The 14,906-nt window shown below is 72.3% G+C and carries 12 protein-coding genes; 3 read left to right on the top strand and 9 right to left on the bottom strand.

Features of this window, described 5'->3' with window-relative positions; genetic code table 11:
• The first annotated feature begins 21 nt into the window (after positions 1–21).
• Positions 22–663: a GTP cyclohydrolase II gene (gene ribA / locus ACFQZ6_RS30200; RefSeq protein WP_381615345.1), complete on the top strand. Its 642-nt coding sequence runs from the start codon at positions 22–24 to the stop codon at positions 661–663.
• On the opposite strand, the gene ACFQZ6_RS30205 is transcribed toward ribA, so the two are convergent.
• From ACFQZ6_RS30205 to ACFQZ6_RS30240, 8 genes are all read right to left on the bottom strand, one after another.
• Complete coding sequence (locus ACFQZ6_RS30205; protein WP_381615348.1) at positions 653–1,885, bottom strand: serine hydrolase domain-containing protein; 1,233 nt, start codon at positions 1,883–1,885, stop codon at positions 653–655. The genes ribA and ACFQZ6_RS30205 overlap by 11 nt on opposite strands.
• Before the next feature lie 116 nt (positions 1,886–2,001).
• On the bottom strand, positions 2,002–2,883 hold the full coding sequence (locus tag ACFQZ6_RS30210; protein ID WP_381615351.1) for a DUF4232 domain-containing protein: 882 nt from the start codon (positions 2,881–2,883) through the stop codon (positions 2,002–2,004).
• Between the two features lie 95 nt (positions 2,884–2,978).
• Positions 2,979–3,857 carry a phosphogluconate dehydrogenase (NAD(+)-dependent, decarboxylating) gene (gene gnd, locus ACFQZ6_RS30215; protein ID WP_381615354.1) on the bottom strand — a complete coding sequence of 293 codons (879 nt, stop codon included), beginning with the start codon at positions 3,855–3,857 and terminating at the stop codon, positions 2,979–2,981.
• Between the two features lie 2 nt (positions 3,858–3,859).
• Positions 3,860–5,506, bottom strand: a complete 1,647-nt coding sequence (pgi, locus tag ACFQZ6_RS30220; protein WP_381615357.1) for a glucose-6-phosphate isomerase — start codon at positions 5,504–5,506, stop codon at positions 3,860–3,862.
• Positions 5,499–6,434, bottom strand: a complete 936-nt coding sequence (gene opcA, locus ACFQZ6_RS30225; RefSeq protein ID WP_381615359.1) for a glucose-6-phosphate dehydrogenase assembly protein OpcA — start codon at positions 6,432–6,434, stop codon at positions 5,499–5,501. The genes pgi and opcA overlap by 8 nt, the downstream gene beginning before the upstream one ends.
• Positions 6,431–7,903 carry a glucose-6-phosphate dehydrogenase gene (gene zwf / locus ACFQZ6_RS30230; protein WP_381618760.1) on the bottom strand — a complete coding sequence of 491 codons (1,473 nt, stop codon included), beginning with the start codon at positions 7,901–7,903 and terminating at the stop codon, positions 6,431–6,433. The genes opcA and zwf overlap by 4 nt, the downstream gene beginning before the upstream one ends.
• A gap of 134 nt (positions 7,904–8,037) precedes the next feature.
• On the bottom strand, positions 8,038–9,183 hold the full coding sequence (gene tal, locus ACFQZ6_RS30235; protein ID WP_381615362.1) for a transaldolase: 1,146 nt from the start codon (positions 9,181–9,183) through the stop codon (positions 8,038–8,040).
• A gap of 300 nt (positions 9,184–9,483) precedes the next feature.
• Positions 9,484–10,884, bottom strand: coding sequence for a glycoside hydrolase family 16 protein (locus tag ACFQZ6_RS30240; RefSeq protein WP_381615365.1), 1,401 nt, complete (start codon positions 10,882–10,884; stop codon positions 9,484–9,486).
• Between the two features lie 304 nt (positions 10,885–11,188).
• Here ACFQZ6_RS30240 and ACFQZ6_RS30245 point away from each other — a divergent pair, with 304 nt between their 5' ends.
• Entirely contained in the window at positions 11,189–12,529 is a 1,341-nt protein-coding gene (locus tag ACFQZ6_RS30245) for a 6-phospho-beta-glucosidase (protein ID WP_381615368.1), read from the top strand.
• 183 nt (positions 12,530–12,712) lie between these two features.
• Complete coding sequence (locus ACFQZ6_RS30250) at positions 12,713–13,618, top strand: sulfotransferase family protein (RefSeq protein ID WP_381615370.1); 906 nt, start codon at positions 12,713–12,715, stop codon at positions 13,616–13,618.
• 20 nt (positions 13,619–13,638) lie between these two features.
• Here ACFQZ6_RS30250 and ACFQZ6_RS30255 read toward each other — a convergent pair whose 3' ends face one another.
• Positions 13,639–14,820, bottom strand: a complete 1,182-nt coding sequence (locus ACFQZ6_RS30255; protein WP_381615373.1) for a glycosyltransferase — start codon at positions 14,818–14,820, stop codon at positions 13,639–13,641.
• Positions 14,821–14,906: the final 86 nt, after the last annotated feature.

The following is a 14,906-nucleotide window of genomic DNA, read 5'->3' on the forward strand; positions in this document are numbered from 1 at the left end:
TGGATGAGGAACGCGAGAATCATGACAGAAAAGCTCGGCGTGGAACGCGTCGTCAACGCCCCGCTGCCCACCGTCCACGGTGAATTCCGCGCGGTCGGCTATCTCGACCACGACCGCGGTGACGAACAGGTCGCCCTGGTGCACGGGGACATCGGCGCCGAGAACGTCCTCACCCGGCTGCACTCCGAGTGCCTGACCGGCGACGCGTTCGGCTCGCAGCACTGTGAGTGCGGTGACCAACTGGCCGCCGCGCTGCGCGCCGTCGTCGCCGAGGGCCGCGGCGTCGTCGTCTACCTGCGCGGGCACGAGGGCCGCGGCATCGGCCTGCTCGCCAAGCTGCGCGCGATGGCGCTCCAGGCGGAGGGCCTGGACACGGTCGAGGCGAACCTCGCGCTCGGGCTGCCGGTGGACGCCCGGGACTACCGGGTCGCCGCCGACATCCTGCACGACCTGGGCGTGAACTCGGTCCGGCTGATGTCCAACAACCCGCGCAAGCGTGAGGCGTTGGTACGGCACGGCATCGAGGTCGCCGAGCAGGTGCCGCTGCTGATACCGCCGTGCGAGAGCAACATCACCTACCTGCGCACCAAGCGGGAGCGGCTCGACCACCATCTCCCGCACCTGGACGCGGTGTTGCCGCACGCGGCCGGGGTCAGTCCGTGACGACCGCCTCGTGGACGAACCGCTTCAGGTCCGTGAAGACCGTGTGCGAGATCCTCGGCCGCAGTTGGGTCATGAACTGCACGGTCAGATCTCGGCCGGGGTCGACCCAGAACGCCGTGGTCGCCACCCCGGTCCAGCCGTAGGTGCCGAGCCCGGCGGGCGCCTTGGTGCGGTCGGGGTCGATCACCACGGAGACGCCGAGGCCGAACCCGACGCCCTCGTTGCCGGGTTCGTCATGGGCGGGGCGGCTGCCGAAGGCGCGCAGGTCGGCGCCGCCGGGGAGGTGGTTGGCGGTCATCAGGTCCACCGTGCGCGGGTCGAGCAGCCGTACGCCGTCGAGTTCGCCGCGGCGGCGCAGCAACTCCATGAAGCGGTGCACGTCGTAGGCGCCCGCCACCATGCCGCCGCTGCCGGAGAGGAACCTCGGCCGCCCGTGCAGCGGCAGCCCGGCGATGGGCTTGAGGCTGCCGTCCTCCCGCTGCCCGTACAGTTCGGCCAGCCGTCCCGACTGCTCGGCGTCGACCTCGAAACCGGCGTCGGGCATCCCCAGCGGGCGGAAGATCCGCTCGGCGAAGAAGGTGTCCAGCGGCTGCCCGGACACCACCTCCACGACCCGGCCCAGGACGTTGCTGGCGACGGAGTAGTTCCACTGGGTGCCCGGCTCGAACTGCAGTGGCAGCCCGGCGTACACCTCGACCGCCTCGGCCAGGTCGGCGCCGGGCGGCACGGACGACTCCAGGCCCGCCTCGCGGTAGAGGGCGTCCACGGGGTGGGAGTGGTAGAACGCGAAGGTCAGGCCCGCGGTGTGGGTCATCAGGTGCCGGACCAGGATGGGGCCGTCGGCGGGCCGGGTCCGTACGTCGTCCCCGGAACCGCCCTCGTACACGCGCGCGTCGGCGAACGCGGGCAGGTGGTGGGCCACCGGGTCGTCCAGACCCAGCCTGCCCTCCTCCACCAGCAGCAGCGCGGCGACCGAGGTCACCGGCTTGGTCATGGAGTAGATCCGCCAGAGGGTGTCGGGCTCGACGGGGAGCCCGGCGGCGAGGTCGCGGTGGCCGTGCGTCGTGAGGTGCGCGACGCGTCCGCCGCGGGCGACGGCGACGAGGAAGCCCGGCAGCCGCCCCTCGTCCACGTACTGGGCGAAGTGCTGGTCGAGGCGGTGCAGCGCCTTCGCGTCCAGACCGGCCTCACCCGGGTCGACCTCCTGCCGCAGTGCCGTCATCAACTGCCTCCCGTGCGCCTCTGCTCCACCTCAGGTCCCCATCGTCGCGCAGACCACGCGCGACCGGGCCCTTTTCGAGTCCTTGATCGAGTCCTTGACCGAACGGGCCTCGGCCGTCAGCGCGTCTCCTCCCGCTGCCAGGCGCCGACGCCCAGCTTCCCCGTCGTACCCAGGTCCAGTTCGGGGGTCACCATCACCGGGGCGGCGCCGGGCTTGGCGACCACCCTGGCGTAGGGGGCGTTCACGGGCGTGCCGAACTCGGTGGTGTTGCGCCAGACCAGGGTGGACCGGGCCCGCTCGCCCGGCGCCAGGTCCAGCGGCCTCGCCGGGGCGTCGGCGCCGGTGCCCAGGGCGGTGGACCCGCCGCCTTCCACCACCTTCACGTCGGTCACGACCTCGTGCGCCTCGTCGACCACGTCGACCCGCGGGTAGCCGTCGAGGTGGTAGGGGCGGGTGCCGCAGTTCTCCAGGTGCAGGCCGACGACCCGCAGGCCCATCGCCGCGTCGCCCTGGTCAGCCGTCAGGCGGATGCCGGACTCGGGGCACGGGCCGCCCGGCGCGGGGGCCTCGTCGGCGGGGACGCTCCGCACCTTGGAGATCCGTACCAGCGGCTGGCCCTGCGCGGTGACGAGCGGCTGGGACGCCTTGAGGATGCGCTTGACCGTGCCGCCCGGCGGCACCGACGCCACCGTCTCCGCCCGGTTCCTCATCACCCCACCGCCGGTCTCCGAGAGGAAGTCGAAGGTGACGGTGTAGGTGAACGCCTCGGGCTCGTCGTTGGTGACCTGGAACTCGGCGCACCCCGAGTACCCGGCGCCGCCCAGCGCGTTGATCCGTACGCCGTCCAGCTCCATGCCCGCCGCGTCGCCCGCCTCGGCCGTCGCGCACACCGAGGTCGGCCGGGAGCCGGTGGCGTCGTCGGCGCCCTCCGTGCCGCAGGCGGTGAGGAGGAGGACGCCGACGAGCGCGGCCGGTGGGATGAGGGAGGCGGTACGCATCCGGTCACCCCACCAGGGCCGCGCTCGTCGGGTCCGTGGCGGACGTCACAAATCCTGTTACAGGGGTGTCACAGGGTCCCCGGCGGGACCCGGGACTACTTGGCCGACTCCACCGCGTGGCCGCCGAACTGGTTGCGCAGCGCCGCGACCATCTTCATCTGCGGGGAGTCCTCCTGCCGCGAGGCGAACCGGGCGAAGAGGGACGCCGTGATCGCCGGGAGCGGCACGGCGTTGTCGATCGCCGCCTCCACCGTCCAGCGGCCCTCGCCGGAGTCCTGGGCGTAGCCGCGCAGCTTGTCCAGGTGCTCGTCCTCGTCGAGGGCGTTGACGGCCAGGTCGAGCAGCCAGGAGCGGATGACCGTGCCCTCCTGCCAGGAGCGGAACACCTCGCGCACGTCGGTCACCGAGTCCACCGCCTCCAGCAGCTCCCAGCCCTCGGCGTACGCCTGCATCATGGCGTACTCGATGCCGTTGTGGACCATCTTGGAGAAGTGCCCGGCGCCGACCTTGCCCGCGTGGACGTAGCCGTAGGGGCCCTCGGGCTTCAGGGCGTCGAAGATCGGCTTCAGCCGGTCCACGTGCTCCTTGTCGCCGCCGACCATCAGGGCGTAGCCGTTCTCCAGCCCCCACACCCCGCCGGAGACCCCGGCGTCGACGAAGCCGATGCCCTTGGCGCCCAGCTCGGCGGCGTGCTTCTCGTCGTCGGTCCAGCGGGAGTTGCCGCCGTCGACGACGGTGTCACCGGCCTGGAGCAGACCGGACAGCTCGTCGACGACGGACTGGGTGGCGGCGCCCGCCGGGACCATCACCCAGACCGTGCGCGGCGCGTCCAGCCGCTCGACCAGGTCGGCGAGGGAGGCGGCGTCGGAGAGGTCGGGGTTGCGGTCGTAGCCGATGACGGTGTGGCCCGCGCGGCGGATGCGCTCGCGCATGTTGCCGCCCATCTTGCCGAGACCGATGAGACCGAGCTGCATGATCACTTCACTTCCTTGAGGTCACGGTAGGCGGCGACGAGGGCGGCGGTGGAGGCGTCCAGGCCGGGCACGTCGGCGCCCTCGGTGAGCGCGGGCTCGACGCGCTTGGCGAGGACCTTGCCCAGCTCCACGCCCCACTGGTCGAAGGAGTCGATGTTCCACACCGCGCCCTGCACGAACACCTTGTGCTCGTAGAGCGCGATGAGCTGGCCGAGCACCGACGGGGTCAGCTCGGCGGCGAGGATGGTGGTCGTGGGGTGGTTGCCGCGGAACGTGCGGTGCGGGACCTGCTCCTCGGGCACGCCCTCCGCGCGCACCTCGTCCGCGGTCTTGCCGAAGGCGAGCGCCTGGCCCTGCGCGAACAGGTTGGCCATCAGCAGGTCGTGCTGCGCCTTCAGGTCGTCGCTCAGCTCGGCGACGGGCCGGGCGAAGCCGATCAGGTCGGCCGGGATCAGCTTCGTGCCCTGGTGGATGAGCTGGTAGTAGGCGTGCTGCCCGTTGGTGCCGGGCGTGCCCCACACCACCGGGCCCGTCTGCCACTCCACGCCGCGCCCCTCGCGGTCCACGGACTTGCCGTTGGACTCCATGTCGAGCTGCTGGAGGTAGGCGGTGAACTTGGAGAGGTAGTGGCTGTACGGCAGCACGGCGTGCGACTGCGCGTCCAGGAAGTTGCCGTACCAGACGCCCAGCAGGCCGAGCAGCAGGGGCGCGTTGGCCTCTGCGGGGGCGGTGCGGAAGTGCTCGTCGACGCGGTGGAAGCCGTCGAGCATCTCCCGGAACCGGTCGGGACCGATCGCGATCATCAGGGAGAGGCCGATCGCGGAGTCGTAGGAGTACCGGCCGCCCACCCAGTCCCAGAACTCGAACATGTTGTCCGGGTCGATGCCGAAGTCCGTGACCTTCTCGGCGTTCGTCGACAGGGCGACGAAGTGCTTCGCGACCGCCTTCTCCTCGCCGCCGAGCCCGGCCAGCAGCCAGCTCCGGGCGGAGGTGGCGTTGGTGATCGTCTCGATGGTGGTGAACGTCTTGGAGGCGACGATGAACAGGGTCTCCGCCGGGTCCAGGTCACGGACCGCCTCGTGCAGGTCGGCGCCGTCCACGTTGGAGACGAAACGGAACGTCAGTTCGCGGGCCGTGTACGCCCGCAGCGCCTCGTACGCCATCGCGGGGCCGAGGTCGGAGCCGCCGATGCCGATGTTGACGACGTTGCGGATGCGCTGGCCGGTGTGCCCGGTCCACGCGCCGGAGCGGACCCGCTCGGCGAAGTCGGCCATCTTGTCGAGGACGGCGTGCACCTTGGGCACGACGTTCTCACCGTCGACCTCGATCACCGCGTCGCGCGGGGCGCGCAGCGCGGTGTGCAGGACGGCCCGGCCCTCGGTGGTGTTGATCTTCTCGCCGCGGAACATGGCGTCCCGCAGCCCGAACACGTCGGTGGCCTCGGCGAGTTCCTGGAGCAGGGCGAGGGTCTCGTCGGTGACGAGGTGCTTGGAGTAGTCGACGCGCAGGTCTCCGACGCGGACGACGTACCGCTCGGCGCGCGCCGGGTCCGCCGCGAACAGCTCACGCAGGCCCGGGACGCCCTGCGCCCGGTGGTCCTCCAGGGCGGTCCACTGCGGGCGCCGCGTCAGCAGGGGGGTGTCAGACATGGGAGGGGGCCTCCTTGGTGGCCTCGCCGCGCAGCGCGACGGCGTACATCTCGTCGGCGTCGAGGCGCCGCAGCTCCTCGGCGATCAGTTCGGAGGTGGGGCGGACCTTCAGCGCGAGGGTGCGCGCGGGCTGGTCCGGCAGGGTGAGGGTGGCGAGCGGGCCCTCGGGGCGGTCGATGACGATGTCGCCGCGCTCGGTGCCCAGGCGGACGCCGGTGACCACCGGGCCCGCGGTCTCCACCCGGTCGACGGTGACGCCGAGGCGGGCCTGGAGCCAGCGGGCGAGCAGCTCGGCGCTGGGGTTGTCGGCCTCGCTCTCCACCGCCGCGGAGGTGATGGTCAGACGGGCCTGGTCGAGGGCGGCGGCGAGCATCGAGCGCCACGGGGTGAGCCGGGTCCAGGCGAGGTCGGTGTCGCCGGGCGCGTACGACCTCACCCGGGTCTCCAGGGCCGTCAGGGGGCGCTCGACGGCGTACATGTCGGTGATCCGGCGCTGGGCCAGCGCGCCGAGAGGGTCCTTGGAGGGGTTGTCGGGGGCGTCCACCGGCCACCACACCACCACCGGTGCGTCCGGCAGCAGCAGCGGCAGGACGACCGAGTCGGCGTGGTCGGACACCTCGCCGTAGGTGCGCAGGACGACCGTCTCGCCGGTCCCGGCCTCGGAGCCGACCCGCACCTCCGCGTCCAGCCGGGAGCGGTGGCGCTCGCGGGGGGTGCGGGCGTGCCGCTTGATGACGACCAGGGTGCGCGAGGGGTGCTCGTGCGACGCCTCCTCGGCGGCCTTGATGGAGTCGTAGGCGTTCTCCTCGTCCGTGACGATCACCATCGTCAGGACCATGCCCACGGCGGGGGTGCCCAGGGCGCGGCGGCCCTGCACCAGCGCCTTGTTGATCTTGCTTGCCGTGGTGTCGGTCAGGTCGATCTTCATGGCCTGCGCCAGCTCCGTCCGTCTCGTGCGAGCATCTCGTCGGCTTCCTGCGGACCCCAACTGCCCGACGCGTACCGCGCGGGTGCGCCGTGCGTGGCCCAGTACTCCTCGATCGGGTCGAGGATCCTCCAGGACTCTTCCACTTCCTGGTGACGGGGGAACAGGTTGGCGTCGCCCAGGAGGACGTCCAGGATGAGCCGTTCGTACGCCTCCGGGCTGGACTCCGTGAACGACTCGCCGTACGCGAAGTCCATCGTGACGTCCCGGATCTCCATCGAGGTGCCCGGCACCTTGGAGCCGAACCTGACCGTCATGCCCTCGTCCGGCTGGACGCGGATGACGACCGCGTTCTCGCCGAGTTCCTCGGTGGCCGTCGAGTCGAAGGGGGAGTGCGGCGCCCGCTGGAAGACCACCGCGATCTCGGTGACCCGGCGGCCGAGGCGCTTGCCGGTGCGCAGGTAGAAGGGGACGCCCGCCCAGCGCCGGTTGTCGACCTCCAGCCGGATCGCGGCGTAGGTGTCGGTGGTGGAGGCCGGGTCGATGCCGTCCTCCTCCAGGTAGCCGCGCACCTGCGCGCCGCCCTGCCAGCCGGGCGCGTACTGGGCGCGCACGGTGTGCCGGGCCAGGTCCTCGGGCAGCTTCACCGCCTTCAGCACCTTCAGCTTCTCGGTGAGCAGGGAGGCCGCGTCGAAGGCGGCGGGTTCCTCCATCGCGGTGAGCGCCATGAGCTGGAGCAGGTGGTTCTGGATGACGTCACGGGCCGAGCCGATGCCGTCGTAGTAGCCCGCCCGGCCGCCGATGCCGATGTCCTCCGCCATGGTGATCTGTACGTGGTCGACGTACGACCTGTTCCAGATCGGCTCGAACATCTGGTTGGCGAAGCGCAGCGCCAGGATGTTCTGGACGGTCTCCTTGCCCAGGTAGTGGTCGATCCGGAAGACCTGCTCCGGGTCGAACACGTCGTGCACGATCGCGTTGAGTTCCTCGGCCGACCCCAGGTCGTGCCCGAACGGCTTCTCGATGACGGCCCGCCGCCAGGAGCCCTCCGGCGCGTCGGCCAGCCCGTGCTTCTTCAGTTGCTGGACGACCTTGGGGAAGAACTTCGGCGGTACGGAGAGGTAGAAGGCGTAGTTGCCGCTGGTGCCCCGGGAGACGTCCAGCTCGTCCACGGCGGCCCTGAGCTGCTTGAACGCGGTGTCGTCGTCGAAGTCGCCGGGGATGAACCGCATCCCCTCCGCGAGCTGCTGCCACACCTCCTCGCGGAACTCGGTGCGGGCGTGCTCCCGTACGGCGTCGTGCACGACCTGCGCGAAGTCCTGGTCCTCCCAGTCGCGGCGGGCGAAGCCGACCAGGGAGAAGCCCGGCGGCAGCAGGCCGCGGTTGGCGAGGTCGTACACCGCGGGCATCAGCTTCTTGCGGGACAGGTCGCCGGTGACGCCGAAGATGACGAGCCCGGAGGGGCCCGCGATCCGGGGGAGACGGCGGTCGCGCGGGTCGCGGAGCGGGTTGCTCCAGGCGGCGGGGTCGGGGGCGGTTCCGGTGGTCGCCTTGGAGCGCGTCCTGGTGGTCGCCTTCGTGGTCGTCCTGGTGCTCGTCCTCGAGGTCACCGCTCCTCAACTCCCTTGCTGTTCAGCGACTTCGTGACGGCGTCCAGCAGGTCCTGCCAGGCCGCCTCGAACTTGGCCACGCCCTCGTCCTCCAGCAGGGCGGTCACCTCGTCGTAGGAGATGCCGAGGCGTTCCACGGCGGCCAGGTCGGCGCGGGCCTGGGCGTAGCCGCCGGTGACCGTGTCGCCGGTGACGCGGCCGTGGTCGGCGGTGGCGTCCAGGGTGGCCTCCGGCATGGTGTTGACCGTGCCGGGGGCCACCAGGTCCTCCACGTACCGGGTGTCCCGGTAGGCGGGGTCCTTCACCCCGGTCGACGCCCACAGCGGGCGCTGCTTGTTGGCGCGGGCGCCGGACAGCGCCAGCCAGCGGTCACCGGCGAAGACCTCCTCGTACGCCTCGTAGGCGAGCCGGGCGTTGGCGACGGCGGCGCGGCCCTTGAGGGCGAGGGCCTCGGCGGTGCCCAGCAGGGTCAGCCGCCTGTCGACCTCGGCGTCCACGCGGGAGACGAAGAAGGAGGCGACGGAGTGGATGGCCGCCAGGTCGAGCCCCGCGGCCTGGGCCCGCTCCAGTCCGGCGAGGTAGGCGGCCATGACCTCGCGGTAGCGCTCCAGGGAGAAGATCAGCGTGACGTTCACGCTGATGCCCTGGGCGATCACCTCGGTGATGGCGGGCAGGCCCGCCCGGGTCGCCGGGATCTTGATCATCACGTTGGGGCGGTCCACCAGCCAGGCGAGCTGGCGGGCCTCGGCCACGGTCGCCCCGGTGTCGTGGGCGAGGCGCGGGTCGACCTCGATGGAGACCCGGCCGTCCCGGCCGCCGGTGGCCTCGTACACCGGGCGCAGGACGTCGGCGGCGGCGCGGACGTCGGCGGTCGTCATCATGCGGACGGCCTCGTCCACGGTGACGCCCCGCACCGCGAGGTCGGCGAGCTGGTCCTCGTAGCCCTCACCGGAGCCTATGGCGGCCTGGAAGATGGACGGGTTGGTGGTGACGCCGACGACGTGCCGGGTGGTGAGGAGCGCGGCGAGGCCGCCGGAGGTGATCCGCTCGCGGGACAGGTCGTCCAGCCAGACGGAGACACCCGCGTCGGAGAGGCGCTTCAGGGGCTCCGCGGCGGCGGTTGCTTCGGTCATTCTGATCATCTTCTTTCTGGCGCTCGGATCAACCACGCGTCACCGCGGGGGATTCCCGTGCGGCGGCGACGGCGTTCGGTCCGGTCTGCGTCACCTGTGAACCGGTACCACGTCAGAACCACGGCTGCGCGCTCATCTGTTACCAGTCCTCTTCAAAAGTTCAGGAATTCGTGCATCGTCCCTGGTGAGACGCGTTCGACTCTAAAAGTCGGACTTTTTCAAGAGTAGGCCGGGGTGGTGCGGACGCACGCGAAGAGGGGCCCCACGCGTGTGCGTGGAGCCCTTCCGGGACGGGGTGTGCTGGTGTGCTCAGTGGCCGAAGTTGAACCAGTTGACGTTCACGAAGTCCGCGGGCTGGCCGCTGGTGAAGGTCAGGTAGACGTCATGGGTGCCGGTGACCCGGCTGATGTTCGCCGGGACCGTCCGCCAGGACTGCCAGCCGCCCGTGTTGCCCACCGCGAAGCTGCCGACCGGCGCGCTGGTACGGCTGTCCAGGCGCACCTCCACCAGACCGCTCACGCCGGACGCCGCGCCGCTCGCGACCCGCCCGACGAACTGGGTGGCGCCGGTGGAGCCGAAGTTGACGCCCCGGTAGAGGGCCCAGTCGCCGTTGGCGATCGCGCCGATGTTCTGCCCGCCGCCCGAGTCGGTCGTCGTCTCGGTGATGGTGCCGGACTGCCCGTCGTGCGACTCGGCCTGGATGGCGCTGTAGGCGTCGCGGTTGCCGGTCGGCGGCGGCGTGGTGCCGCCCCCACCGGCCGTCAGGACCTGCACGTAGTCGACGACCATGGAGTACCCCGGCACGGTGTTGCCGTCCGGGCCGCCGCCGAAGGCGTCCACGAAGCCGCCGCCCATCGCCACGTTCAGGATGATGAAGTAGCCGTGGTTGGTGGCGTTGGCCCAGGTGGTGGCGTCGACCTGGTTGGCGCGCACGGTGTGGTAGTTGATGCCGTCGACGTAGAAGCGGACCTCTTCGGGGCTCGTCGAGCGGTCCCACTCCATGCCGTAGGTGTGGAAGCCCGCCTGACAGGTGGCGCCGGGGCAGGCGCGGGAGCCGCCGATGCCGGAGGTCTCGTTGCAGGGGCCGCCCGGTGAGGTGCCGCAGTGCATGGTGGCCCACACCGTGTTCAGGCCCTGGACGTTCTCCATGATGTCCAGCTCGCCCACCGAGGGCCAGTTCCAGTAGTTGCCGCGGTAGGGGGAGCCGAGCGCCCAGAAGGCGGGCCAGTAGCCGCGGGCGGCGGTGCCCGTGACGTTCGGCATCTGGATGCGCGCCTCCATGCGCAGCTTGCCGCCGGACGGGGGCTGGAAGTCGGTGCGGTTGGTCTCGATGCGGCCCGAGGTCCAGTTGCCGGAGGCGTCCCGGCGCGGGGTGATGCGCAGGTTGCCGTTGCCGTCGAGGGCGACGTTGTTGGTGCTCGACGTCATGGTCTCGATCTCGCCGGTGCCCCAGTTGGCGGGGCCGCCGGGGTACCCGGTGCCGGTCGCGTAGCGCCAGTTGGAGGTGTTGACGCCGGTGCCCGCGGCGCCGTTGAAGTCGTCGACGAAGACCTGCGTCCAGCCGGACGGCGGCGGGGGCGCGGCGGCGGTCGCGGAGGGGACGGCGGCCGTGGCGGCGAGCCCGGCCAGGCCGAGGGTGCCGAGCACGGCGAAGAGCGCCCGTCGCAGGGGGCGCCGCCGTCTGTGGGATGTGCCGGAGGTTTCACTCATGGGGGGTGCCTCTCGGTACGGATCTGTACGGATCGCGGCGGGTGGGGAGTGAACGCGGGGAGTGAACGAGGGCGGAACAGGCGTGAAGCGCACCGAGCCGGGTTTTGAGAGCGCTCTCACGACTCGGTGCGCCCGTAAATGTGCTCTGTGGCACCGCGGTCGTCAAGAGGTGCAGCGAGGAAAAGACTTGTCGGACACCCGAGTTCAGATCCTGAACGGGCCGTGACCCGACCGGTGGGCGGGAGGTTCGCCGGAGTGCGAGAGGGTTACCGCAGGGACCGCAGTGAGGAGAGGTGGGAGCGGCGTGAGGCTGACGATTCTGGGTGGCGGCGGGTTCCGGGTGCCGCTGGTGTACGGGGCGCTGCTGCGGGACCGGGCGGAGGGGCGGGTGACCGACGTCGTCCTCCAGGACCTCGACGCCGGTCGGCTGCGCGCGGTCTCGCGGGTGCTGGCGGAGCAGGCGGCGGGCGTCACCGACGCGCCCCGCGTGACCGTCACCACCGACCTCGACGAGGCGCTGCGCGGCGCCGACTTCGTCTTCTCCGCGATCCGCGTCGGCGGCCTCGAAGGCCGCGCCGACGACGAGCGGGTGGCGCTCGCGGAGGGCGTCCTCGGGCAGGAGACGGTCGGCGCGGGCGGCATCGCGTACGGGCTGCGGACGGTCCCCGTCGCCGTGGACATCGCGCGCCGGGTGGCCCGCCTCGCCCCCGACGCCTGGGTCATCAACTTCACCAACCCGGCCGGACTCGTCACCGAGGCCATGTCCGCGCACCTCGGCGACCGCGTCATCGGCATCTGCGACTCACCGGTCGGCCTCGGCCGCCGTATCGCCCGGGTGCTCGGGGTGCGCGACCCGGGCGCGGCCTGGATCGACTACGTCGGCCTCAACCACCTCGGCTGGGTGCGCGGCCTGCGCGTCGGGGGCCGCGACGAACTGCCGCGGCTGCTCGCCGACCGCGAGCTGCTCGGCTCCTTCGAGGAGGGCAGGCTCTTCGGCGCCGACTGGCTCCAGGCGCTGGGCGCGGTGCCCAACGAGTACCTGCACTACTACTACTTCAACCGGGAGACCGTGCGCGCCTACCGCGAGGCCGACCGCACCCGCGGCGCCTTCCTCCGCGACCAGCAGGCCGGTTTCTACGCCGCCGCCACCGACCCCGCTGTCTCCGCCCGCGAAGCCTGGGAACGCACCCGCGCCGAACGCGAGGCCACCTACATGTCCGAGAACCGGGAGACGGCCGGGGCGGGCGAACGCGAGGCCGAGGACCTCTCCGGCGGCTACGAGGACGTCGCCCTCGCGTTGATGCGGGCCATCGCCCGCGACGAGCGAGCCACCCTCATCCTCAACGTCCGCAACCGCTCCACCCTCGCCGCCCTCGACCGGGACGCCGTCATCGAGGTGCCCTGCCTCGTCGGCGCCAGCGGTGCCCACCCGGTCGCCGTGGACCCGCTGCCGGACCACGCCACCGGGCTGGTGTGCGCGGTCAAGGCGGTCGAGCGGGAGGTCCTCGCCGCCGCGGCCTCCGGCTCCCGCGCCACCGCCGTGAAGGCGTTCGCGCTGCACCCGCTCGTCGACTCCGTGCACGTCGCCCGGCGCCTCGTCGACGGCTACACCGCCGTCCACCCCGGCCTCGCCTACCTCAGGTGAGGGGAGGGCCCGCCTCAGCACGAAGAAGACGGCCCGCCTCAGCAAGAATTAAGGAAGCGGTAAGACCGCTGGTCGGACGCGGTATCTCCGGTTCCGTGACCACGCCGCTTCGCCTCCCGTACACCTGCGGTTCGCCTGTCGCCTCTGAGATGCGGCCCTACAAGGAGAGAGAAAGGTGTCACCGTGCGAGACCCGCGTATGTCCGCCATCGGTAAGGGCCTCAGGCGCCGCGGCAGGCTGATGGTGCAGGCGGTGAGCCCGCCGCGCCGGGTGGCCCCCGAGCGCCGCGCCCTGAACGCCGTACCGGCGCAGCGCGACCCGCGGCAGGAGGCCCCGGGCGCCACGCCCGCGCCGCGCGCGCCCCGGCTGGTGGACTCGCCGGTGTTCGTGCTGTCCTCGGTGCGCTCCGGCTCGACCCTGCTGCGGGTGCTGCTCAACAGCCACAGCCGCATCCGCGCCCCGCACGAGATGCACCTGCGCACCGTGCACGTGCGGTTCTCCCGGGACTTCACCGCCGACGCCATGAAGGAACTCCGCCTGGACCGGCAGGAGCTGGAACACGTCCTGTGGGACCGCATCCTGGACCTGGAGCTGCGCCACAGCGGCAAGGACGTCATCGTCGACAAGACCCCGGCGAACACCCTGATCTTCCGGCGCCTTGAGCGCTGCTGGCCCAACGCCCGCTACCTCATCCTGCTGCGCCACCCCGGCGCCGTGGTCACCTCCCTGACCGACCGCCGCGACAACCCCGACCACGCGGCGATCTGCGACGAGGTCCTCGAGTACGCCGAGAAGCTGGAGGAGGCCCGGCAGCACCTCGACCACGCGCACGTCATCACCTACGAGGACCTCACCGCCGACCCCGAGCGGGTCACCCGGGGCCTGTGCGAGTACCTGGGCGTGCCGTGGGAGAGCGGGATGCTGGACTACGGCAGCCATGACCACGGCCGGTTCCGACCCAAGCTCGGCGACTGGAGCAGCACCATCAAGTCGGGCCGCATCCAGGCCGCCCGCGGTGCCGACGCGTCCCTGGAACTGCCGCCCAGACTGCTTGAGCTGGCGAAGGCGTGGGGCTACCCGGTGGACTGACCGCGTCGACCGGGGCGGTGTCAGCCGTCCACCGTGACGGCCGTGCGCTCCGGGCGGCGGCGGTGACGGCGGCGCGTCCCGCGGCTGCCGGTGCCCGTCTCCTCCTTCACCCAGCCCTCCAGCACGTCCGCGAACTCCGCCGCCCGCTCCGCCCAGTCGAGTTCGGCCACCGCCGCCGCCCGCCCGCGCCCGGCGCTGTCCAGCCGCAGCCGTGGGTCGGTGCGCAGCCGCCGTACCGCCGCCGCTGCCGCCGCCGGGTCCTCGTAGGGGACGACGAGGCCGCAGCGGTGCCGGGTGACCAGGGCCGCCGCCAGCGGGTTCGGGGTGGTCACCACGGGGACGCCGTGGGCCATGTACTCGACGACCTTGGTGGGCCGCGAGTGCCGGTAGTTGGGCTGGTCGTGCAGCAGGGACAGGCCCGCGAGCGCGCCCCGCAGCAGCGCCAGCGCGCGGTCGTTGGGCAGGTAGCCGTGCCAGCGCAGCACGCCCGCCCGGTCGGCCGCGGCGAGGTCGCCCCGCACGTCCGGGTCGGCCGCGCCGATCACCTCGACGCGCACCTCGGGGCGCAGCAGCCGGGCGGTCTCGATCAGGTCGAGCGCGCCGCGCGCCCGGGACAGGTGGCCCAGGTAGACGGCCCGTTCGGTGCCGGGCCGCTCGGGCGCGGCGGGCGGGACGAGCGGCAGGTTCGGTACGACGGGGTGGTCCCCGCGGAACCGGGTCCGGTAGGCGTCCTCCGCGAGCAGCAGCCGCACCTGCCGCTCGGCCAGCCGCTCCGCCGCCCGCACCGCCAGCCGCAGCGGCGGGCGCAGCGCGGCGGGCAGCCAGCGCTTCATCGTCAGCGCCGCCGCGGTGTCCTCGTGCACGTCCCAGACGGTCACCGGGGCCCGGCCGCCGCGCCGCCACCGGCGCAGGGTGCCGGGCAGGGCGAGCAGCAGCTCCGGGTCGTGCAGCAGGACGACGTCCGCCTCGGGCCCGCGTTCGGTGAGCAGGGCGCGCGCCGCGCGCAGCGCCGCCCGGCGGTCCCGGCCGACGGCGCGGGGCAGGTCCACGCCCTCGACCCCGGGGCGCGGGGCCGTCTCGCGGGCGGCGAACGGGGCGGCGTACACGATGTGGTGGCCGCGCTCGGTCAGGGCGGCGATCTCCCGGTGCAGTATCCGCGCGTCCTCGGGGTGGTGGACGACGGTGACGACGAGTATGCGCATCAGTGCGGTGCCTTTCGGTTCCGTCCCCCGGGCCGTGGTGGGCCGCCTTCACGCGGGCCGTGGCGGGCCGCCTCAGGGCTGGCTGG

Origin of the sequence: Streptomyces flavalbus, from assembly GCF_042674625.1 — a bacterium.
Classification (GTDB): domain Bacteria; phylum Actinomycetota; class Actinomycetes; order Streptomycetales; family Streptomycetaceae; genus Streptomyces; species Streptomyces flavalbus.